Origin of the sequence: Labilithrix luteola (assembly GCF_001263205.1) — a bacterium.
Lineage (GTDB): Bacteria > Myxococcota_A > Polyangia > Polyangiales > Polyangiaceae > Labilithrix > Labilithrix luteola.
In genome coordinates, this window is sequence record NZ_CP012333.1 from 10,501,744 (window position 1) to 10,522,664 (window position 20,921).

17 protein-coding genes are annotated in these 20,921 nt (G+C 67.0%); 11 read left to right on the plus strand and 6 right to left on the minus strand.

The window, feature by feature from the left end:
• Positions 1–67: 67 nt before the first annotated feature.
• The 7 genes from AKJ09_RS45315 to AKJ09_RS45345 all read left to right on the plus strand — a co-directional run bounded on the left by AKJ09_RS45315 (position 68) and on the right by AKJ09_RS45345 (position 7,045).
• Positions 68–916, plus strand: coding sequence for a hypothetical protein (locus tag AKJ09_RS45315; protein ID WP_146654081.1), 849 nt, complete (start codon positions 68–70; stop codon positions 914–916).
• Positions 913–2,319 carry a hypothetical protein gene (locus AKJ09_RS45320; RefSeq protein ID WP_146654082.1) on the plus strand — a complete coding sequence of 469 codons (1,407 nt, stop codon included), beginning with the start codon at positions 913–915 and terminating at the stop codon, positions 2,317–2,319. The genes AKJ09_RS45315 and AKJ09_RS45320 overlap by 4 nt, the downstream gene beginning before the upstream one ends.
• Positions 2,316–2,885, plus strand: a complete 570-nt coding sequence (locus tag AKJ09_RS45325; protein ID WP_146654083.1) for a hypothetical protein — start codon at positions 2,316–2,318, stop codon at positions 2,883–2,885. The genes AKJ09_RS45320 and AKJ09_RS45325 overlap by 4 nt, the downstream gene beginning before the upstream one ends.
• A 164-nt stretch (positions 2,886–3,049) precedes the next feature.
• Positions 3,050–4,222 carry a VWA domain-containing protein gene (locus AKJ09_RS45330; protein ID WP_146654084.1) on the plus strand — a complete coding sequence of 391 codons (1,173 nt, stop codon included), beginning with the start codon at positions 3,050–3,052 and terminating at the stop codon, positions 4,220–4,222.
• Between the two features lie 3 nt (positions 4,223–4,225).
• Positions 4,226–5,989, plus strand: coding sequence for an ATP-dependent DNA ligase (locus AKJ09_RS45335; RefSeq protein ID WP_146654085.1), 1,764 nt, complete (start codon positions 4,226–4,228; stop codon positions 5,987–5,989).
• Between the two features lie 43 nt (positions 5,990–6,032).
• Positions 6,033–6,500, plus strand: coding sequence for a YbhB/YbcL family Raf kinase inhibitor-like protein (locus AKJ09_RS45340; RefSeq protein WP_146654086.1), 468 nt, complete (start codon positions 6,033–6,035; stop codon positions 6,498–6,500).
• An 80-nt stretch (positions 6,501–6,580) separates the two neighbouring features.
• A complete protein-coding gene (locus tag AKJ09_RS45345) occupies positions 6,581–7,045 on the plus strand; it encodes a DUF4274 domain-containing protein (RefSeq protein ID WP_146654087.1) in 465 nt (154 codons plus the stop codon).
• Between the two features lie 6 nt (positions 7,046–7,051).
• Here the strand turns inward: AKJ09_RS45345 and AKJ09_RS45350 are convergent, their stop codons facing one another.
• Positions 7,052–9,379: a S46 family peptidase gene (locus AKJ09_RS45350; protein WP_146654088.1), complete on the minus strand. Its 2,328-nt coding sequence runs from the start codon at positions 9,377–9,379 to the stop codon at positions 7,052–7,054.
• Between the two features lie 283 nt (positions 9,380–9,662).
• On the opposite strand from AKJ09_RS45350, the gene AKJ09_RS45355 reads away from it, so the two are divergent.
• Positions 9,663–11,939 carry a GumC family protein gene (locus AKJ09_RS45355; protein WP_169928419.1) on the plus strand — a complete coding sequence of 759 codons (2,277 nt, stop codon included), beginning with the start codon at positions 9,663–9,665 and terminating at the stop codon, positions 11,937–11,939.
• A gap of 22 nt (positions 11,940–11,961) precedes the next feature.
• Here the strand turns inward: AKJ09_RS45355 and AKJ09_RS54565 are convergent, their stop codons facing one another.
• The 5 genes from AKJ09_RS54565 to AKJ09_RS45380 all read right to left on the minus strand — a co-directional run bounded on the left by AKJ09_RS54565 (position 11,962) and on the right by AKJ09_RS45380 (position 18,115).
• Positions 11,962–13,119, minus strand: coding sequence for a tetratricopeptide repeat protein (locus AKJ09_RS54565; RefSeq protein ID WP_205633968.1), 1,158 nt, complete (start codon positions 13,117–13,119; stop codon positions 11,962–11,964).
• 119 nt (positions 13,120–13,238) lie between these two features.
• Positions 13,239–14,726 carry a carbohydrate-binding family 9-like protein gene (locus AKJ09_RS45365; protein ID WP_146654090.1) on the minus strand — a complete coding sequence of 496 codons (1,488 nt, stop codon included), beginning with the start codon at positions 14,724–14,726 and terminating at the stop codon, positions 13,239–13,241.
• Between the two features lie 47 nt (positions 14,727–14,773).
• A complete protein-coding gene (ffh, locus tag AKJ09_RS45370; RefSeq protein ID WP_146654091.1) occupies positions 14,774–16,405 on the minus strand; it encodes a signal recognition particle protein in 1,632 nt (543 codons plus the stop codon).
• Positions 16,406–16,499: 94 nt separating this feature from the next.
• Complete coding sequence (locus tag AKJ09_RS45375; RefSeq protein WP_146654092.1) at positions 16,500–16,970, minus strand: hypothetical protein; 471 nt, start codon at positions 16,968–16,970, stop codon at positions 16,500–16,502.
• 158 nt (positions 16,971–17,128) lie between these two features.
• Positions 17,129–18,115 carry a YeiH family protein gene (locus tag AKJ09_RS45380; protein WP_146654093.1) on the minus strand — a complete coding sequence of 329 codons (987 nt, stop codon included), beginning with the start codon at positions 18,113–18,115 and terminating at the stop codon, positions 17,129–17,131.
• A gap of 217 nt (positions 18,116–18,332) precedes the next feature.
• On the opposite strand from AKJ09_RS45380, the gene AKJ09_RS45385 reads away from it, so the two are divergent.
• The 3 genes from AKJ09_RS45385 to AKJ09_RS45395 all read left to right on the plus strand — a co-directional run bounded on the left by AKJ09_RS45385 (position 18,333) and on the right by AKJ09_RS45395 (position 20,898).
• A complete protein-coding gene (locus tag AKJ09_RS45385; RefSeq protein ID WP_146654094.1) occupies positions 18,333–19,370 on the plus strand; it encodes a hypothetical protein in 1,038 nt (345 codons plus the stop codon).
• A gap of 119 nt (positions 19,371–19,489) precedes the next feature.
• Positions 19,490–20,068 (plus strand): RNA polymerase sigma factor, encoded by a 579-nt coding sequence (locus AKJ09_RS45390; RefSeq protein WP_169928421.1) that lies wholly within the window; start codon positions 19,490–19,492, stop codon positions 20,066–20,068.
• Between the two features lie 2 nt (positions 20,069–20,070).
• The gene (locus AKJ09_RS45395; RefSeq protein ID WP_146654096.1) at positions 20,071–20,898 is read left to right on the plus strand and encodes an outer membrane protein assembly factor BamD; all 828 of its coding nucleotides are present in this window, start codon (positions 20,071–20,073) and stop codon (positions 20,896–20,898) included.
• Positions 20,899–20,921: the final 23 nt, after the last annotated feature.

The following is a 20,921-nucleotide window of genomic DNA, read 5'->3' on the forward strand; positions in this document are numbered from 1 at the left end:
TCGGGCCCGTCCGAGCCAGAAATTCTTGGTCCGGCCGCGACGCCACGGCGGTACGCTCGTACCCGACGTGATCCACGGACTCTTCGGCCGCCCCTTCCTCGACCTTTCGCCGTATCTCGACGTCACGAAGGGCTCGCACACGCTCGAGGCGACGCTCTCCGCGATCCACGAAGAGGTGTGTCGAGGCCTTGCCGAGGTCCCGACCGACTACACGGGCGGCAGCCACCGCTCGATGGGCATCATGCCTCCCTCGCGTGTCGACGAAGCCCTCGTCGATTACGGCGACGTCATCGCGGGCTTCTCGCCGGAGCAGTACGAGGTCTTCCGAGCGCTCGCCGATGATCCCTCGTCGCTGCCCACGAGTCTTCCGGCCCACGCCCCGTCGTTCGGCGAAGAGCGCGATCATCCGCTCTCGAGGCGGCAGATGCTCTGGCTCGAGCAGCGTTTCGGCGTCTACTTCCCATGGAAGGTCTATTTCGAAATGATTCCCAATCGCTATTGGGACGAGAAGAGCTCCGCCGACGGCAAAGACTTCACGCGGCTCGCCAAGACCTTCTTTCCGCAGACGATCGCGTTCGTTCGGAGCCTGCCATTCCAGGAGATCGGTCGCTGCAACGTGATGGGCCTCGCCGCCCACGATCACGGAACCGCCCATCGCGACGGTGATCCGGACGAGAAGAAGAAGGTCGATCACTTCATCACGATCTGCCCTGCCCAGAACAAGACGCTCTTTCTTTGGGACGAAGAGAGACGAGAGAAAACCGCCGTGACGGGACCCGCTTACTGGTTCAACGATTCGGACTACCACGGGGTCGAAGCAGCCCCCTTCTTCCGTTACTCGATTCGCGTCGACGGCGTGTTCCGTCCCGACTTCCTGGCGAAGCTCGAACGCGAGCACGGTGGAGTCTCCTCATGAGCAACGAGCCCTTCGAGCGCGACGAGCTCGTCGACAAGCCCGGCATCGTCGGCGCGCGCTGGTGGCACGCTTCCCTCGCCGACGAGCAGGCGAAGATCGCGCGGCGAACGGCTCTCCGCGGTGTCCTCATCGCGGGAGGCGCCATTGCAGGACTGGGCGCGCTCCTCGCCATGTGCGTGAAAGCAACGTCTTCGAAGGACGGGGCCGAGGTCACCGACGCGCGCAACGCGGCACTCGAGATGCAGCGCGAGTACGGGTGGAACTTCGGGGCCGTCGGCGAGCCGCTGGTGTTCGACGGAACGTCGGAGAAGCCGTTCGATCCGTCGGCCCTGCCTCGCCTGGCCGACGACCTTCGCCCCGCGCAGGCCGAGCTCGCGCCGTATTACCAAGCGACGCTCTTCCAGGCGCCGTATGCGATGCCGAGCTCGATTGGCAAACTCCCGCCGGAGGAGAGCGCGGGCTTCAAGCCCCTCGCCGAGGCGCTGAAGCCCATCGCCACGCCGAGCATGGAATCGGCCTATGCACGCGGCAAATCCCTCGCGTCGCTCTTTGCAGCGCTGGCCGAGCGCGGTGGCAAGACGACCGACGCCAATACGGCCGTGATCGTCGACCTTCCGGGGCCCGAGGCGGTCGCCTTTGCGGCGGGTGCTGCGGGCGTGTTCGATCCGGTCTTTCTCTTCGAGAACTGGCCGCATCCGCGCGGCGTCGTGCGGACGCAGGAGGCGCTCGCCGCGGCCGCGTACTACCAGCCCTTGTTCCAGAAGGAACGTGCACGCCTGAGGATGCCGGCGCCCGCGATGTTCGTGCTCGATCGTCGCCGGCTGGCCAACTACACCGACGAGGCGACGCAGTTCGACAATCGCTACGTCGCCAAGCTGCCTGCGGCAGCGAACATCAAGAGCGCCCTCCACGCCGTACATCTCTTGTACGTCGTTCCCACGCGCGCCGACGCCACACGCGAGCTCGACGACCTCAACGACGACTTCCTGAGCTACGACCGTGCGGGCATCGAGGTGCGCTCGCTATCGCTCGACACGTTCTCGCAGTCGACGCAGAAACCCGACGGCGGCGCGCCAGCGGATCAGATGATCGGCGAATCGGCCAATACCTATTATGGCGGCAGCCCCGAATCGCATTACTCGTTCTTCGTCGATTATCCATGGGCAAAATCGCCCAGGCCCGCCACCTTGCGCGTCTCCTCGAACCCAGGCGCGAGCTACGTGCCGAGCCCGCGTGCGTCGGCCTATTCGACCGGCGTCCCTGGTGGCGGGGTGACACGCCCGAGGCCTCCGAACTTCGGCACCGTGCCGATCGTCCTCGCCCTCGGCACGGGTGTCATTCTCGGGGCCCGCTACTCGCGCAGCGGCTCGTGGAACCGAGCCTCTGGAGGCTACGGCGGATGAACTGTTCGATCTTCGCCCTCGAGCTCTGCGCACGATTCGAGCCCGGCGGGCGCCTCCACACGCAGCTCCTCGGACTGCTCCGGAACCATCCGGCGAATGCCAACTTGCAACAGAAGTGGCATTTCTGTCGGCAAGCGGCGAGCGAGCTCCTCGTGGCCCTCCCGATCGTCGAGCGCGGTTGCTGGGACTACTTCGACGACGATGCCCGCGCACGCCATGACTACGCCCAGTGGGTCCGCGGGATGACCACCGAGGAAGGCGCACGAACCACGCCCTCCGGCGACGACCCCTACCGCGGCGGCCCTCGCTACATGACGTTCACGATGGCATTCCTGCTCGTGAACGGCTCGCACACGGACCTCGCGCTCCGCCGCGTGTGCGAGATCCCCGAGCAGCGGCTCTGGCACCGCGAGACCTTCCGCCACATCCTCTCGAACCTCGGAGTACTGAACTTCGCGGGCATCCAGAGCGACGTCGCCTACATGATCCCGCGCGACGCCGGCTGGGGCCTGACGCTCGAGGATTTGCAGCTTCCGAAGTTCCACTACCTGCGCCCGCTCGTCTGAGCAGGGTCGTTCCGGCGACGGTGCCGCAGGCGGCGGCCGTGCAAAAACGCACGCCCCCAGAAACGCGGCCCCGGTCGGGCGTGGCCGGGGCTCGTCGGATTTTTCGGGCAGGGTTTCCCCACTTCCGCGCCCGTCCACTAAACTCTTCCGCGGGGTGCCCACACATGCCGTCCGACCACATCGCGCGTCATGACTCGACGAGAACGCTCGCGGGGAGAGTCGCCGTCGTCGGCGCCGCCCTCGCGAGCATCGTGCTGGGCGCCGCGAGCTGCGGCTCGCGCACGGGGCTCTTCGTCGGCGAACCGGACATGTCCGACTCGTCGACACAAATTCAACCCGATGCTCCGATCGATGCGGCACCGGACGTCGTTCCTTGCGTGCCGGGCGAGTTCGGATTCGACCTCGCGACCGCACAGCTCATGTTCGTGCTCGACCGCTCCGGTTCGATGGCGTTCTCGCTCACGAGCCCCACGCTCCCCGACCCCGGCGAGCCCTCGCGTTGGGAAGCCTTGCATGACGGTCTGGCGGAGGCGATTCGCCCGCTCGACCAGCAGCTCGCGATGGGCGCGAAGTTCTATCCGGAGGCGCTCTCGGAAGACGATCTCGCATCGACTGCCCTCGCCTGCCTGACGGACAACGGCGTCGGCATCGCGCCCGCCCGCGGCAATGCCGAGTCCATTCTCGACGTCTTCTTCACGACCGAACCTCGGGGAGGCACGCCCACCGCCGAGGCCATCCGTCTCGCCGCCCAATACCTCGCCGATCGCCGCACCGTCGCCCGGACGATTGTCGTCGCCACCGACGGCGCGCCGAACTGCAACGGCGACCTCGACGGCGCCCGCTGCGTTTGCACGGCCGCGGGCGGCGACTGCCGGCGCAGCGAATACAGCTGCCTCGACGACACTCGCACGATCGACGTGATTCACCAGATCGCCGAGGTCCAGAAGATCCCCGTCTTCGTGATCGGTCTCGGCAGTACCGAGCGACCCGAATTCCTCCGCGTGCTCGACGACATGGCCGTCGCCGGAGGACGCGCGCGCCCCACGGTCCCGCGTCACTACAACGTGCAGAGCCCCGTCGAGCTCCGCTCCGCGCTCCAGACCATCAGCGACAGCATCGCTCGCTGCACCTACCTCACGCCGTCCACACCGAACGATCCGAACGCGATCGACGTCGAGATCAACGGCGTATCCATCCCGCGCGACACCAATCACAAGAACGGTTGGGATTGGGTCGATCAGGCGTACGGGTCGCTCGCCTTTTTCGGAGACGCATGTGACCGCGCTCAGGCCGCGACCAGCAAGGTCAACGGACGCGTGAGCTGCGAGAAGGACTGATGCGTGCGGGCGCTCGCCGAAGCCCTCTTCGAAGCCGAGAGAACGCGCGCTCGTAACGCGAAGATCGAGGCACTCGCCCGAGGCCTCCGCGAGGTCGCCGCGCGCGATGCTGCCGCTCTGCCGCTCGCCGCGCGGCTGATGACGGGCAACCTGCTTCCCACGGGAGACGAGCGAACGCTCGGCGCCGGCGGAGCCCTCGTGTTCGAGGCCGCCTGCATCGCCACGGGCATGGCCCCCGAGGAGCTCGGGACGAAGGCGCGGCGCAGCGGTGACATCGGCACCGCCATCGGTGAAGCACTTGCCGAGCGCCCAGGGGGCATCGGCCTCGGCCTCGACGAGGTCGCCGCGCTCGTCGAGACGCTGGCGAGCACGGGCGTGCGAGCCGAGAAGCTGAAGGCGCTGAGTGATGCATTCGCCTCGGCATCGGCGCTCGAGGCGCGCTACCTGGCACGCGCGATCCTCGGCGAAATGCGCGTCGGCGCGGCCGAAGGAATCGTCGAGACCGCCGTCGCCAAAGCGTTCGATCGGCCCGCAGCAGCCGTTCGCCGAGCGGCCGCCCTCGTGAGCGACGTCGGCCTTCTCGCGGAGCTTGCCCACGACGATCGCCTCGACGACGCGAAGATCACCGTCGGTCGCCCCGTGGGCTTCATGCTGGCAACGCCACTCGAGACGGCACGAGGCGCGGACCTCACGATTCCGCATGCCGTCGAAGACAAGATCGACGGGATTCGCGCCCAGATCCACGTCTCGACGGAGGGCGTTCACGTCTTTGCGCGCGGCAAGGGCGCCGTGACGAAAGCCTTTCCCGATATCGCCCGTCCCCTGAGCGAAGCCGCCGCGGCCGGTCTTCCGCCCGCGATCCTCGACGGTGAAATCGTGGTCGTCGCCGATGACGGCAAGGTCCGTCCCTTCTCCGCGCTCCAAGGCCGTCTCAACAAGGTCGACCCCGACGAGGAGCTGCTGCGAAGCGTGCCCGTGCGCTGTCTCGTGTACGACCTCTTGCTCGAGGAAGGCGAATCCCTCCTCGCCCTGCCCTTCACCGAGCGGCGCGCTCGACTCGAAGGGTGGACGGCGAAGGCTCCGCCGGCCATCGTGCTCCACGCCTCGCGCGCGCTCGGTGGCGAAGGCGCGCTCGATGCGGAGTTCGACGCGGCGCGTGCTCGCGGCTCCGAAGGGCTGGTTCTGAAGCGACTCGACTCGACATACGAGGCAGGCGTTCGAGGGTTCGCCTGGCTGAAGGTGAAGCGAGCCTTCGCCACGCTCGACGTCGTCGTGGTCGCGGCCGAACGCGGACACGGAAAGCGCGCCGGCGTCCTCAGCGATTACACGTTCGCCGTTCGCGGTGACGAAGGTGAGCTCTTGGTCATCGGCAAGGCCTACAGCGGCCTCACCGACCTCGAGATCGACACGATGACGTCGCGTCTCGAGAGCCTTGCCCTCGCCCCCGAGCGCCACGGCTACCTGCCCGTTCGACCGGAGATCGTGCTCGAGGTCGCGTTCGACGGTCTCCAGCGATCGAATCGACATTCGAGCGGCTTCGCGCTGCGCTTTCCGCGCATCGCGCACATCCGCAACGACAAGCGCCCGGAAGACGCCGACACGCTCGAGACGGTCCGAGGCCTCTTCGAATCCCAGCTCGCCAGCGGTCACCGCGAAGAGGCGGAGGCGCCCAAGGCCAAGGCACCGGCGAAGAAAGGCGGCCGCAAGTCGGGACGTAAGCCGGACGTCCGCCAGAAATCGAAGCAGCTGAAGCTCTTCGACGACTGACATGGCGCCCGGCTTGCACCGCGTTGGCGGGCGGAGGTGTACCATGGCAACGAAGAAGCTCGAGGTGTCGAGCACGGCCTTCGGCGAAGGGAAGACGATTCCGAAGCGGTACACGGCTGACGGCGAGAACGTGTCGCCGCCGCTCAAGTGGAGCGAGCCGCCCGACGACACGCAGAGCTTCGCCATCGTCTGCGACGATCCCGATGCGCCGTCGGGCACGTTCGTGCATTGGACCGCGTGGAACATCAAGGCCGACGAGCGTGAGCTCCAGGAAGCCTTGCCTCACCTCGCCGACCAAGCCGACCTTCGCCAGGGCGCCAACAGCTTCGGCAGGCCGGGATACGGCGGGCCCAAGCCCCCGCCCGGCAAACCTCACCACTACCGATTCCACGTCTACGCGCTCGACATCCGCCCCGACGTGGACCCGGGCATCTCGCCCGCCGAACTGGAACGCGCGCTTCGCGGGCACATCCTCGCCGAAGGCCGCCTCACGGGGCTCTACGGGCGATGAGTCGCAAACTGCGTCTCCAGCGCATGACAAGATCGTAACGCGCGCGACGAGCGTAATGCCGGCGCGTAAGCTCGAATGCGATGACGGACGACGAGCGGCTTCAGGTCAAGCGCGTACTGGAGCTCCGCGGCTCGAAGATGGCGGAAGCTGTCGCGGAGCTCGCGACGGCCGAGCAACTCCACCAGTGGCTCCTGCACTACAACGTCAACGACGGATTCTTGCCGTGCCTCGCGCTCGTGCGTCATCCAGCATGCGATCGAGGTACCGCGCTCATGCTCTACTGGCGCTTCAGCGACTGCCTGATGGAGCCGAGAGATCCCGAGCAGACCGCCAAGGCCGCGGCGTGGGACGCGCATGCGTTGCTGGTCGAGCTCGGCGACCGCCTCACGAGAAACGACTTCGCGTCGGCGGAGATCTGCTTCGACCCGGTGAGCACCCTGAATCTGACCACCGAAGCCCAGAAGACGTTCATCTACGCCGGCGTCCCGGAGGGAAATCTCCAGGCTGTCGGCTCGCGCGCCGTAGAGCGCGAGCCGCTCGGATGAACCGCCTCAGTCGATCTTCGGCGTGACGCCGAGCTCCTCGAGGAGCTGGTCGCCGCCAAAGGCCGCGTCGAGCAGCCAGAGCACGTAACGAATGTCGACGTGGATGCTGCGCGTGAGCGACGGCGTAAACACCCAGTCCGAGGCCATGGCCTCGTAGTTTCCGTCGAAGACGAGTCCCACGAGCTCGCCCTTGGCATTGAGCGTCGCCGAACCGGAGTTGCCGCCGGTAATGTGCAGATCGGCGAGGAAGTCGACCGGCACCTCGCCGAGCTTCGCATCGACGTACGGACCGAACTTGCTCGCCCGCTGGGCCGCGAGCAGCGACGAAGGCACGTCGAAGGGCTCCTTGCCCTGGTTCTTCGCCACGACTTGCGAGAGCTTGGTGAACGGCTCGTAGAGCGGCGCCTCGGCGCTCGGGCGGTAGCCGCGAACCGTGCCGTACGTGATGCGAAGCGTGCCGTTGGCGTCCGGCGCGAACGCCTCCTTACGGAACGCGCGCATCGCTTCGATGTACTTCGGCTTCAGCACCGCCATCCGCCCCACGAGGCGATCCTGACGGTCCTCCGCCTCCTTGAGGAGCGGGCGCAGCTTGAGCGCGAGCTGGATGAGCGGATCGGTGCTCTTCTTCAAATCGGCGGTGGTCGCCTTCTCGAAGAGACCGGCGCGGACCTTGTCGTCACCGAGCGTCGTCTTCGCGTAGAGCGCGGCGACGGCCTTCTTGATCGCCTCCGGCGACGCGTCCTTCGCAGCTGCGCCCATGATGATGCCGAACGCCGCGGTGCGCTCTTTCTCGGGCGCCTTCGCGATGCGCTCGAGCGCGAGACCGAGCACCGCCTGATCGACCTTGGGATGGTAGCTCGTGGCGAGCGACGCGAGGCCCTGCTGCTGCCGCGGCCAGTTGCGCGTCTGGTACTCGGGATCACGCTCGGCGTCGGGCTTGGTGCGCTCCTCGGCCATCCGGACGATGGTGCTCGCGGCTCCCATCAGTTTCGCGAAATGGAGCTCGTCGCGCAGCTCGGTGTCGGCTTCACGGTGCGCGGCGTTGCGCTCGACCTCCTTGGAGATGTCGTCGAGCACGGTGCCGTACGTCGCCTTGCGCGCCGGCTCGGCCTCGATGAACGCGCGCAGATCGCGCTCGGCCTTCTCCTTCTGCTCCGCAAGGCCGCCCTTCACCAGACCTTCGAGCTGGCCCTTCGTGTTGGTGAGGGCGTTGCCGAAGCGGCGCACGTACGACGTCGCGCGAATCTGCGCTTCCTTGTCGTCCTTCGTCACGTCGGCGAGGCGCGCGAGGTAGTCCTCGAAGAGCTTCTGCCGGCGCGGATATCCCCACGAGACGGCCTCGCTGACCTCGGTGCGCGTCTTGAGCGACGACGTGCGCCCCGGATACCCGGCGACGAAGACGAGATCGCCTTCGTGCAGCGGCTCCTTGGCGACGGGGACGAAATGCGAAGGATGGTAGGGAACGTTCTCCGGCGAGTAGTCGGCGGGCTTGCCGTCCTTGCCCACGTACGCGCGGAAGAACGAGACGTCGCCCGTGTGACGCGGCCAGCGCCAGTTGTCGATCTCGCCGCCGTAGTTGCCGACGCCCGAGGGCGGCGCCCACACGAGGCGCACGTCGCGAATCTCGAGCTGCTCCGAGAGGAAGTAGTTCGCGCCCTCGTAGAAGCTCGCCACGCTGCAGCGGATGCTCGGGCGATCCTTCTCGCACGAGGCGACGATCTCCTTCTGCCGCTTCTCGATGGCCTTCTCGCGCGCCTTGTCGTCCGTGATCTTCGCGAGGCCGTCCGTCACCTTCGCGGTCACGTCGGTCACGGCCTGCGTCACGAACACGCGTGCCTGCGGGCCGTTGTTCTTCTCTTCGCCGCGCGTCTTGGCGAGGAAGCCGTCCTTCAAGAGGTTCTGCGAGGGCGTGCTGTTGTGCTGGAGCGCTCCTGTCGCGCAGTGGTGGTTCGTCGCGATGAGCCCGTCTTTCGAGACGAACGACGCCGAACAGCCGCCCAGACTCACGATGGCCGAGAGAACACCCGAAGTCGGATCCGCGAGCGCGGCCGGGTCGATGCCAAGGCCGAGCTCGCGAAGCTTGGCCGCGTGCGCGGGCATCTGGCCCGGCATCCACATGCCGCCCGGGTTGGCGAACCGAGGCAGCACAGGAGCCGTCGTCGGCGCGGTGGCGGGCGGCGCGGCCGAGCCCGAAGCCGCCGCCACGGGGACCTTGGCTTCGCCTTCCGGCCCACTTCCTCGGCCACACGCGGAAGAGCCGATGCCGAGCGCGAGGACGCTCAATGCCACACTCGAAACGCGACTCGGACTGCCGAGATGCCGACGGACGCTCATGGCCCGCCTACTTAGCAAATCCTCCTGCCGCGCGAAGCGTGGCGTCCGCCACGAACGTCAGCCCCGCGCGCAAGAACGCGCATCGCGAGGAGCCCCCCGCCGATCACACGGGTTGGTGGCCGACCATCCACTCGGCGGAGACAAGCTCTCGGGCCGCGCGCCGCCGCCATGAAAAAAGGTGGGACATCACCGCACATTGCGGCGAACACTGCTTGCCTTCGACGCAACCAACTGGCAAATCAGGCTCTCCTCCACGGGGGAGCTCGCGAAGGAAAAAGCACTGGTGGAGCAACCTGATAACGCAGGGCACCCTGCGAGCCCCGGCTCAGGCGGGCGTGGCGACAGCGACGAGTCGAGCGCACTCTCTGGTCTGCTCTGGTTTCTTCGTTCGCTGCGCAAGCACTGGGCGCTCATCGTCGCGCTCGTAGTCCTGTGTGGGGCGATCTCGCTCGCGTACTCGAAGTCGCTCCCGAAGGTTTACGAAGCGGGCGCCCTCATCGAGTTCGACCCGGACGTCATCAAGCCTCTCGGCAACAAGGCCGACCCGATGATCGGCTGGAGCGCCATCTGGGACACGCAGCAGTACTACGAGACCCAGTACAAGCTGATGACGAGCGATCGCGTTCTGTCGAACGTGATCCGCGATCTCTCGCTCCAGAACGACGTCGACTTCCTCGGCTACAAGCCGACGCAGCCCGTCCCCATGGACGATGCCGTCCAGATGCTCCGCGGTCGCCTCACCGTCGACCCGGTCAAGGGCAGCCGCCTCGTCTATCTCAAGGTCCAGGACTCGCACCCCGCCCAGGCACGGCGCCTCGCCGAGGCCGTAGCGCGCGCGTACATCCAGCAGAACCTGGACAAGATGCTCAATGCCACGAGCGACACGGTCACGTGGCTCTCGGGGCAGCTCGATCACTCGAAGCAGGAGCTCGAACAGACGGAGTACTCGCTCCACGAGTTCAAGAAGCAGAACGACCTGCCGTCGAGCACGCTTGAAGATCTCTCCAAGATGATCCGCATGGAGATGCAGGAGTACGACTCCGCTCTCACGCGCACGCGCATGCGTCATGGCGAGCTCGCGGCGCGTCACGCGGAGCTCGCCAAGATCACCGCGGACAATCCGGACCAGGTTCCCGCCTCCGAGCTCCTCAACAACGCCTTCTTGGGCGGCCTCCGCACGCAGTACCAGAACGCCGTGCGCGAGCGCGCCGAGCTCGTCGCCGAAGGAAAAGGCGAGAACCATCCGGCGGTCAAGAAGGCCGACGAGAAGATCGCCCTCGCGAAAAACAGCCTGCTCGCCGAGGTCCGCAACATCCAGGGCGCCATCGCCCGCGACCTCGCGATCATCCAGCGCCAGGAGTCGGGCGAAGCCACCCTCCTCGAGGGTGCGCGCAAGAAGGCCGTCGAACTGAATCTGAAGGAGCTCGAGTTCCATCGCCTCGATCGCGTGCGTGCGCAGAGCGAGAAGCTCTACAGCGTCCTTCTCGAGCAGCTGAAGGAAGCCGACCTGCGCCGCATGATGAACACCAACAACATCCGGTTGGTGGACATCCCGGTCGAGCCGAAGACTCCCATCGCTCCGCGCGTCGCCGTCAACGTGGGCGTCGCCGTACTCGCCGGCCTCGTGCTCGGCATGGCGCTCGCTCTGCTTCGCGAGCAACTCGACAACTCCCTCAAGACACCGCAAGACGTCGAAGAGAAGCTCGGCGTCACGTTCCTCGGGCTCCTGCCGGAGATCGCCGAAGACGAGAACGACGGCCCGCCCAACGGCAAGCGTCGACGCCCGCGCCGCCTCGAGACGAAGCTCGCCCCCGAGCTCCTCGTGCACGAGCGCCCCACCTCCGGAGCCGCCGAGGCCGCACGCACGCTGCGCACGAACCTGATGTTCATGAACCCAGACCGGCCGTACCGCCGGATCTTGGTCACCAGCGCGGCGCCTTCGGAAGGCAAGACGACCGTTGCCGTCAGCGTGGCGGTCTCACTCGCCCAGGGCGGACAGCGCGTATGCATCGTGGATTGCGACCTGCGCCGCCCGCGCCTGCACCGCATCTTCGATCGCGCCGGTGACGTCGGCGTGATGAACGTCATCATGGGTGAGTCGACGATCGCCGAGGCTGCCAAGCCCACGATCGTCCCGAACCTCTACTGCCTGCCGTGCGGCCCGATCCCGCCGAACTCCGCCGACGTCGTGGCGTCGGAGAAGTTCCGCAAGCTGCTCGACGATCTCTCGCAGCACTTCGACAGGATCGTGCTCGACAGCCCGCCGATCGTCGCCGTCACCGACTCGGCGATCGTCTCCACCCTCACCGACGGCGTCATCTTCGTCATCCGCGCATTCAGGACCAGCCAGGCGCTCTGCCGCCAGGGCCTGCGCGCGCTGCGCGACGTCGACGCGCCGATCGCGGGCGCCGTACTCAACGCGGTCAATCTCAACCGCCACGAGTACAACTACCACCACTACTACTATTACAAGCGCGAAGGGTACGCCCCGCTCGTGGGGAGCGGCGCGGGCCACACGCACGCGATGGACGACGAGCGCCCCGCCTCGCCGCCCAACTGAACGTGAGGCGTCGCTCGTTCGCTCAGAAGCCGACGAGCACGCCGAAGTAGCCGCCGAGCGAGCCCATGCCTTGGGAGCCGTCCTGGAGGACGAAGCTCCCGTAGCCGCCGTCGACCATCGCCTCGATGGCGAACTGCGGGCCGAACACGTGGCGATAGCCGCCGCGCAGGCGCAGGCCCCACAGGTTGCCGCCCACCTTGGAGCGCGAGACGACGAGACGCTCGAAGTCGCCGCCGCCGCCGAGCACGATCTGGTCGCTCGCGTACTTCGTGAAGGGCAATCGTGCTTCGGCGCCGAGGAAGACCGTCGGACCACCGAGCGCGCCGTCCGAACCGACGTCACCGATGCCGCCGTAACCGACGTCCGCGATGAGGGTCACGGTGGGCCCGGTCGAATAGCGAAGCGAGAGACCGACGCCGTAGGCGAGATCGCTCGCGCCGTTCTTGTTGAAGAAGTAGCGCGGCATCATCAAGTACGCGCCGAGAATGAAGCCGTCGCCGTACCGCAGCGAAGAGTTCGCCGCCGACTCCTCGGCGTCTTCCTGCTTGCGGTAGTAGTCGTAGCTCTTCTCCTGCTCGCCCGCCCTGGGTCCGAGCACCTCGGACTGCTCCGTCTTCTTCGATCCGGCAGAGGCGCTCGGGCTCGCGGAGCTTCCGTTCATCGAAAAGCTCGCCTCGCCCGACGCCTGGACCGACGACGGCTCCTCGTCTTCGTGCTTCGTCTTCGACCGACCGCCGACCCCAACCTGCTCCTCGAGGCGACCGAGGCGATCGCGAATCTGGTCGGCGTCGGGCGCGTCAGGGCGCGCCATCAAGTACGCGCGGTAGTCGTCGATGGCCGGATAGGGCTCGTCGAGCTTCTCGTGGCAGAGACCTCGGTCACGGCGGAGCGTGGGCTCGATGGTGACGCGGATGGCTTCATCGAAGGCGGGAATCGCGCCGGCGCAGTCCCCTGCCCTCATACGCTGACGAGCGGTCCGCGCGTTGGGACCGCCAGCCTCCTCGCGTCGCAGTGTGAACTGGGTGCTCGAACGGGCTCCCGTCGGCGGCTTGGCGTTCCCGTTCGGCGGAGCGGCCTCGGCAACGAGCGGCGCGGCCACGACCAACAACCAAGACGCGCATGCGAGCACTCTGCGTGCGCCGCCACTCTCGAACGGGACCTTCCCGAGACCAAACCGCATGGGACGAAGGTTACGTCACACGCTCACGGCACTACAAAAAACGCGGGAACGTCGACGCGCTTTCATGACGCGTCCGACGTTCCCGGAACGTCTTCACCTGCTCTCAGGTCGCTCTCGGGTCAGTGGCCGGCGCCGCTCGGCACCGGACGGCCCAGGCGACGCATGAGCGCACCAGCGTCGACCGCATGCACCGCCCCGCCGTCGACTTTCACCGCCACGGGCTCGACCGCTGCGCCGGCGTCGGCGGCTTGTGAAGCGAGCCACTCCGGCGTCACCCAGCGGACACGACCGAAGCGCGACGACTTATGGAAGTTGCCCTGGCCGAGGATCGGGGACCACGCCGTGCCGCCATTGCTCTTCATGGCGTAGAAGTTCATGCGCCATTCGTCGCCAGGCTTCGGCGGATGGTTCTTGGCGCCCTTCTCGAAGGCCTTCCAGGGAATCGCGGCCTCCACGGTGTAGCCGTCGTCCTTGTCGGCTTTGTTGTCGATCGTGCCGTGCACGACGACAGCGCTCTTGAGCTGCGGATCCCAGTCCTCGTGACCGAACGGCCCTTGAGGCTCGGTCTTCGGCGCGTTGTAGGCGTCGAATTGCGAGTGGAACATCTTGTTCTGCGGGTTGATCTGCAGCTCGTAATAGTCCTTGTTGTCCCCATCACCGTCGGGATCGATCATGATCTCCGCGGTGTCCTTGGTCCAGGTCATGGGGAGGCCCGTCGCCGTCCAATCCTTCGGCTGCGAGCCCTTGTCGGTGAAGTAGCCGACGACGTCGGGATCCTTCACTTCGATGAGCACATACATGTGCTCGTCATCCCAGAGCACCTTCGCCGAGCCGGTCACCGGGTACGAGGCAGCGGACTGCCCCGTCCCCACATCGACAAAAGGGCCGGTGCTTGCAGCCGCCCCCCATGCCTTGTCGTCGCCCTTGCCATCGATCACGATCTTCTCGCCAGCCGCGAGCTTGCCGACCTGCATCGTCGGGATGTCGTTCGCGCCACGCTTGCCGTCTTCCTTCTTGGCCGCGGGCACGCCCGTCTTGATCTTGGTGACGATGGCGCGGTTGTCGCCGTCGGTCGGGCCGCTGAGCACGCGAAGGCGTGCGTCACCCTTCCAGATGCCTACGAAGATGGTGCTTTCGGGGCCGCGCAGCGTCTCCGGCATCGTGAAGGACTGCTCGTCAGCGTAGATCTTCCCGCGCTCCCAGCGATCGGGGCCGAGGATCTGACGGTTGCCCGAGAGCTCGCGGAGCGGACCGTTCGTGTCGAGGTTCTCCGGCTTCTCGAAGCCCTCGTGCTGGACGTGCGTGAAGAGCTGCCAACCGTCGTCGAGCGGCTCGTCGCAACGCCAGTAATAGGTGATCTTCACCGGCGTCTTCGGCGGCGCCATCGCGGGCTCCACCTTGTAGCCGACGAGGTGAACTCGGTTTTCGAAGTTCACGTCGGTCTTCTTCGCATCGGCCGGGACCGCGTCGAGGATGTACGGCTTGAGGCGCTCGCGCTCCTCGGCGCTGATCTGCTTTTTCCCGCCGACGCAGCCTCCGGCGACGACGAACGAGGTCCCGAGGCCGACAACGAAAGCAATTCGCGAAAAGCTTCGAAGCAAGGTCATCTCTTCTCCTGAGAGGCGTACGGGCAAGATCGGACGTGAGCGAACGCTTACTTGCGATTCTTCTTGCGCGCGTCTTTCTCGCGCTTGCGCTGCGCCTTCTTGGCGTTCTTCTCGGACGCCGAGAGCGGCTTCATCTTCGTCATGCTGTCGGCCGGGTTGCCACCGCCGAGTCCGGGGAAGCCGCCCATACCGGGCATTCCGGGGAAGCCGCCCATGCCGGGGAAGCCACCCATGCCGGGCATCCCAGGGAAGCCGCCCATACCAGGGAAGCCGCCGGCGCCCATCTGCTGCACGGCCTTCTTCATGTTCTTCATGGCGCCGAGCTGGCGCATGCCGGGGATGTTCCCGAGCAAGCCGCCCATGCCGCCCATGTTGCCCATCATCTGCTTCATGAAGAGGAAGCGCTGGACGAGCTCGCTGACCGCCTGCTCCGGCGTGCCCGAGCCCCTGGCGATGCGGGCGACGCGCGACGGCTCGCGAATGAGCGCGTACGGATCGCGGCGCTCGAAGGACGTGAAGCTCGAGATCATCGCCTCGATCTTCACGAGCTCGCGGTCGTCGAGGTTCACGTCGGCCGGCAGCTGGTCCATCCCGGGGAGCTTCCCCATGATGTCCTTGAGGCTGCCCATCTTCTGGATCATGCGGATCTGCGCGAGGAAGTCGTCCAGGGTGAAGTCGCCCTGGAGCATCTTCATCGCGTCGGCGGCGGCCTTCTCCTGGTCGACGACGTCTTCGAAGTCCTTCATCAGGCCGACGACGTCGCCCATGCCGAGCACGCGGCTCGCCATGCCTTCGGGACGGAACTCCTCGAACTTGTCGGTGCCTTCGCCGATACCGGCAAAGCGAACCGCCGCGCCCGTGACTTCCTTCACGCTCATCGCAGCGCCGCCGCGCGCGTCGCCGTCGAGCTTGGTGAGGACCACGCCCGTGAGGCTCAGGCGGTCGTGGAAGCCCTTCGAGACCTTGACCGCGTCCTGACCGATCATCGCATCGACGACGAGCAGGATGTTCTCCGGCTCGACCTTCGTCTTGATGTCGGCGAGCTCCTGCATGAGGGCTTCGTCGATCGCGAGACGACCGGCGGTGTCGTAGATGATGACGTCGCGACCGAGGCGCTTGGCTTCCGCCTCGGCCTTCTCGCAGATCGCGACCGGCGACTCGCCCGGGATGTTGAAGACCGGGATGTCGACGCTCTTGCCGAGCACTTGGAGCTGCTCGACGGCGGCCGGACGTTGCATGTCGGCGGCGACGAGAAGGGGCTTCTTGCCGTCCTTCTGCAGGTAGCGCGCGAGCTTCGCAGAGCTCGTGGTCTTACCGGAGCCTTGGAGACCGACCATCATGATGCCGGTGATCCCCTTCTCGGCGAAGGTGAGCGCCGGGCCCTCGCCGGTCATGAACTCGATGATCTCGTCGTGGCAGATCTTGACGAACTGGTCGGCCGCCGAGACCTTCATCGTCTCGCCGCCCTGCCCCTTGGCGCGGACGCGGACGACCTCACCGAGGGCCTTCTCCTTCACGCGGGCGAGGAAGACCTTGACGACGCCGAGCTCGACATCGGCCTCGAGAAGGCTCAGGCGTACTTCGCGCAGAGCCGTCTCGATGTTCTGCTCGGTAAGCTCGGTCAGACCGGCAAGCCGGTTCTTTGCCTGGCGGAAGCCTTTGGCGATCGCGTCGAACATTTCACCGTGCCGCTTACCACGGGGACGCGGGGCCGAAAAGAACGGGCGAACGCTCCCTCGGCCGCGGTCGTCTCCCGGGCCCGGCCGCGGCGCGTCAGCGGCGCTTGCGGCGAGACGGGCGGGGAGCCCCCAAAGAAGGCGCCTCGTCCGTTCTGGCAGGCACGAATTCGCCCTCGATCGCCGCGAGAACGCCTAGTCCTGCAGCTCCCGCGGCTCCCGCGGCGCTCGACGTCGAGGCGGTGACGACCGTCGGCGCGAGCACGATCTCGATAGGCTCGATGACGCGCGGGGCAACCGGAGGCGATGCTGGCCCCGGCAGCATGCTGCCGACGAGCGCCGTGGTCACGTCGCGGGTGGTGGCGAGGGCGAGTCGATAGGTGTGGAGCGTCGCGCGGACCGCATCGAGCGAGAGCGCCGAGGCGTCACCCAGCGCTCGAACGGCGAGCGCGAACGGCGGGACCGCCCCCGGCAGGCCCGCATCCAGACCACGCGCCGCAGGCCGCAAGGCCAGAGGCGCCGAGGGAACAGCAAATTGACGCGACGTCGAGAGAGTCGTGGTTTCCATGGTCATCCCCTGCGCGAACGGCACGCGTCTCCAGCGACTGCACGTCTGCAAGGCGCAAAATTCCCTGCTGGCAGCAGCTGACGCATTGCGTCGTCACGCTCCCCAAGCCCTATCCCAGACCGCCCTCGGAGGCCAGCTTTGCGAGCACGACGCGACCATCAGGTCGGGACGAGCCCCATGACGATCGCAGCGAGGGTTGCCGTCGCGAGCGTCAGCCAGAGCGCAACGCCCTGGAGCAGCGGGCGGACGCCGAGCCGTCGAAGCGCGGGCCGCGTGAGGCCAAGGCCGACGAGAAACAGCGTGGCGGCCAGCAGGCGATGCGCGGCGAACGCCACCATGCGACCGGCCGGCGCAAGGGCGGGCACGAACGTGACGAGCGCGGCGGAGGCGAGAAAGCCGGCGATGAACCACGGACGTTTCGGCGAGGGACGAGCGCCCGACGCCGGGTCGGCGACCGTTCGGGCACGCAACATGGCCACCCCGAAGGAGACCGGTACGATCCAGAGGGCGCGCGCCAGCTTCGCGGCGGTTGCCACTTCGAGGGCCCGCTCACCGTACTGCGAGGCCGCCCCGACGACCGAGCTCGTGTCGTGGATCGCGAGCGCACACCAGAGGCCGAACGCGTCCTGCCCGAGATGGAAGCGATGCCCGACGAACGGAAACACGACGAGCGCCACGGCGTTCAGGACGAACACCGTGACGAGGGCGATCGACACGTCGTCTTCTTTCGCGCGGATCGCCGGGGCCACGGCGGCGATGGCGCTGCCCCCGCAGATGGCCGTGCCCACGGTCACGAGCAACGACGAGTCGCGCGACACACCGAGCCGACGACCGAGAAGGGTTCCCAAGAGAAGCGCGCTGCCGATGCCGATGGCCGTATAGCCGAGCCCTTGGATTCCGACTCGTCCCACGACGGCCAGGTTCATGCCGGCCCCGAGTCCGATGACCGACCAGGCAAGCGTCCGCTGCGCGAGCGCGCGCGTGCGGCTCGGCCACGGGTTGTCGACGCTCAGCGCGACCGCAATGCCTCCGAGGAGCGCCACGACCGGCGAAACCCACGGCAAGAGCGCAGCGAGCGCGCCGATCGGAACGAGCCATCGAGCCACCCCTGACCGTGATGCGACGAGATCCATGGTCGAGAGCATCGCGCCGATCCATTCGTTTGGTTAGCCGCATTCCTGGATATGCCATCATCGAAACTGATGGCATGCGGCACGGAGGCGCGCCCTCGATGGCCGCCTCGCACGAGCTCCGCCGTTATTGCCGCGCCGTCGGCTGAATCGTAGGTTCGCGAAACGCTGCGTCCGGCGTCTCTCCGTGCTCTTCTTCGAGACAGGCGTGGGCTGGAGTAGACGAAAGACGATGGCGAGCCAGCGGCGGGCGCTGGTCACATCGATCGCCCTGACGCTGGTGTCGGGGGTGAGAGCCGCGGCGGCGGAGCCATCCGCGGTAGCGCTTCGGCTCTCCGAGTCGGCCCCCGAGGGGTGCCCGAAGACACCGAGCTTGCGAGAGCGTTTGGCCACTCACCTCGGACGCATCCACGAGGTAGAGGCGCAATCCGAAGAGCCAGCCATCGACCTCGTCTTTCGGGTCGAGCGGAAAAATGGGCTCAACCTTGGCAGCGTCAGGATCACCTCGGCCGGCGTGAGCGTCGAGCGGAGCGCTTCGTCGACCTCCTGCGAGGATGTCTATGCTGCACTGAGTGTGATGGCGGCCATCGCCATCGGCGAGGAGCGAGAGGCTCACCCGCTCGACGCGCGCGGGCCATCCGAACCGCCCGGTGCAGAGCCAACGACCGAAGCTCCACGTCCTCCGACGGTGCCGCCACCGGCGGAACGCGTTGCGCGAGTCGTTGGGCCCGTGGCCTCGCCGTCGATGGCCAAGCGGATCGAGGTGGGCTTCGGAGCCGGGCCCGAGGTCAACGGCAACCGAGGTCTCGTCCTTTTGTCGACGTGGTTCGCGCAGATTTCCGTCCCCTTTGGCCTCGATCCAACGCTTCGCGTGGGGCTCGCGCGAAGTACGCGAGAGCACGTGTCGTCGCCTCGGGGCGGTCTCGACATTCGGTGGAGCGAAGTCACGTTCGCGGGGTGCGCCACTCTCCTCCGGCAAGGAGCACTACGCGTCGGTCCGTGCGTGAACGTCGAGCTCGGCCGTTTGGAGGCGAGCCTTCTTCCGCCCCTCGATGCGCGTCAATTCTCGTATCTCTGGCTCACGCTCGGAGGGTCGGTACGCGTGGCATGGCAACCGGTCCGCCAATTCTCGATCGAGCTGACGTCGGGGGTCCGCGCGCCTCTCCTGCGAAAGGAGCTCTATTTCGAGCCGTACGCAGAGCCCGTCGCCTACCGCGCTCCCGCCCTCTCGCCGTTCATGGCCGTGGGAATCGTCGCGCATTTGCCGTGAGACGCCGGCGCCCCCCCGTGGAAGCCGACCAGCTCTCCACGGACAAAGTGGAGGGCGCGATGACGTTTTTGGTCTAGCGGGGCTCGGAGGTCGCCATTCCATCGGTAAAGGATCTGGTCGTGGTCGCCGTACCTTCCCCGCAGGCTATCGCTGACGTGCCCACGAGGGATCGTGCCGCGAACGAGCGTCTGCGCGCGATCATCCTCGAACATTACGACTTCGTCTGGCGTTCGGTGAGGCGGCTTGGCGTCCCGCCGCCGGAGACGGACGACGCCACGCAGCAGACGTTCATCGTGCTCTCGCGCAAGCTCGATCGGGTCGAGGCAGGGAAAGAGCGCCAGTTCCTCTTCGGGATCGCCATGCGTGTTGCCTCCAGTGCCCGTCGCGCCCGCGCGAAGCTTCGTGAAGTCTCCGAAGTCCCCGGGGAGGACGACCCGCGTGTCCCCTTCGTCCTCCCGACCGTCGAAGCCCGGCTCGATCGTGCCGTTGCACGGCAGGCACTCGACGAAATTCTCGCCGGCATGTCGGATGAACGGCGTGCCGTCTTCGTCCTCGCTGTCTTCGAGGAGCACTCGCTCGCGGATATCGCGACGACCTTGCAGATCCCAATCACGACGGTGGCATCGCGATTGAAGGCCGCACGCGAAGCGCTCGAGAGCGGCATCGCTCGGATTCGTGCACGAAGGCAAGGAGTCTGAACGTGGCCAAATTCGACATTGGGTCGCCCGACATCGGTGACGGCGATCCGCTGACCAACGAGATTCTCGACTCCGCGTTCGACGACGTGCCTTCTGCCGGCGCGCGCGACCGATTGCTGGCGACGTTCGATCTGGCGCCGGCAGATGCAGGAACGAAGCAAGGTTCATCGCCCCAGGCTGTTTTCGGTGGCCGGTATGCTCAGGTCGTCGGCCTCGCGCTGGCGATTGGTGCGACCGCGGCCGTGGTTTCGGTCGGATTGCGGGACCGAAATCCGAGCCACACGCCGGAGGCGGACACGGTCGCCGCCATCGCGAATGTCGAAGGCACGACCTCACCTGCCTCCACGGAGAGCGTCGGTCATCCGCCCGCGGAGCCTGCTCGATCCGCGCCAGTCTCGCCACTTGCCGTGTCGGCGCCGCCCGTGACGCATGAACGCGCGGATACACGACCCGAGAATCGGGCGAGGCCCACCGCACGTCTCACACCGGCGGCGCCGGTCGCGCAGGCCCCGGAGGACGCGCGCGGATCTTCACTCGGTCGCGAAGTGGCACGCGTGACGGCCGCCCGCTCGGCACTCGCTGCGGGGGATGTCTCACGCACGCTCGCGCTGCTCGATTCGTACGACGCCGAGTTTCCCGCAGGCACGCTGGCGATCGAGGCCTCCGTCCTTCGCATCGAGGCGCTCGCGCGAAGCGGACGTAGAGACGAAGCGCGTCGCCTCGGTGATCAGTTTCTCGCTCAGCACCCGAGAGGGGCGTTTGCGCGCCGTGTCGAAAGCTCGCTGGAGCTCGCGTCTCCCGAGAACCACGAGTCGCCGCCCGCCCGCTGAGCCTTTCCTCTCTTCCGTTCTCG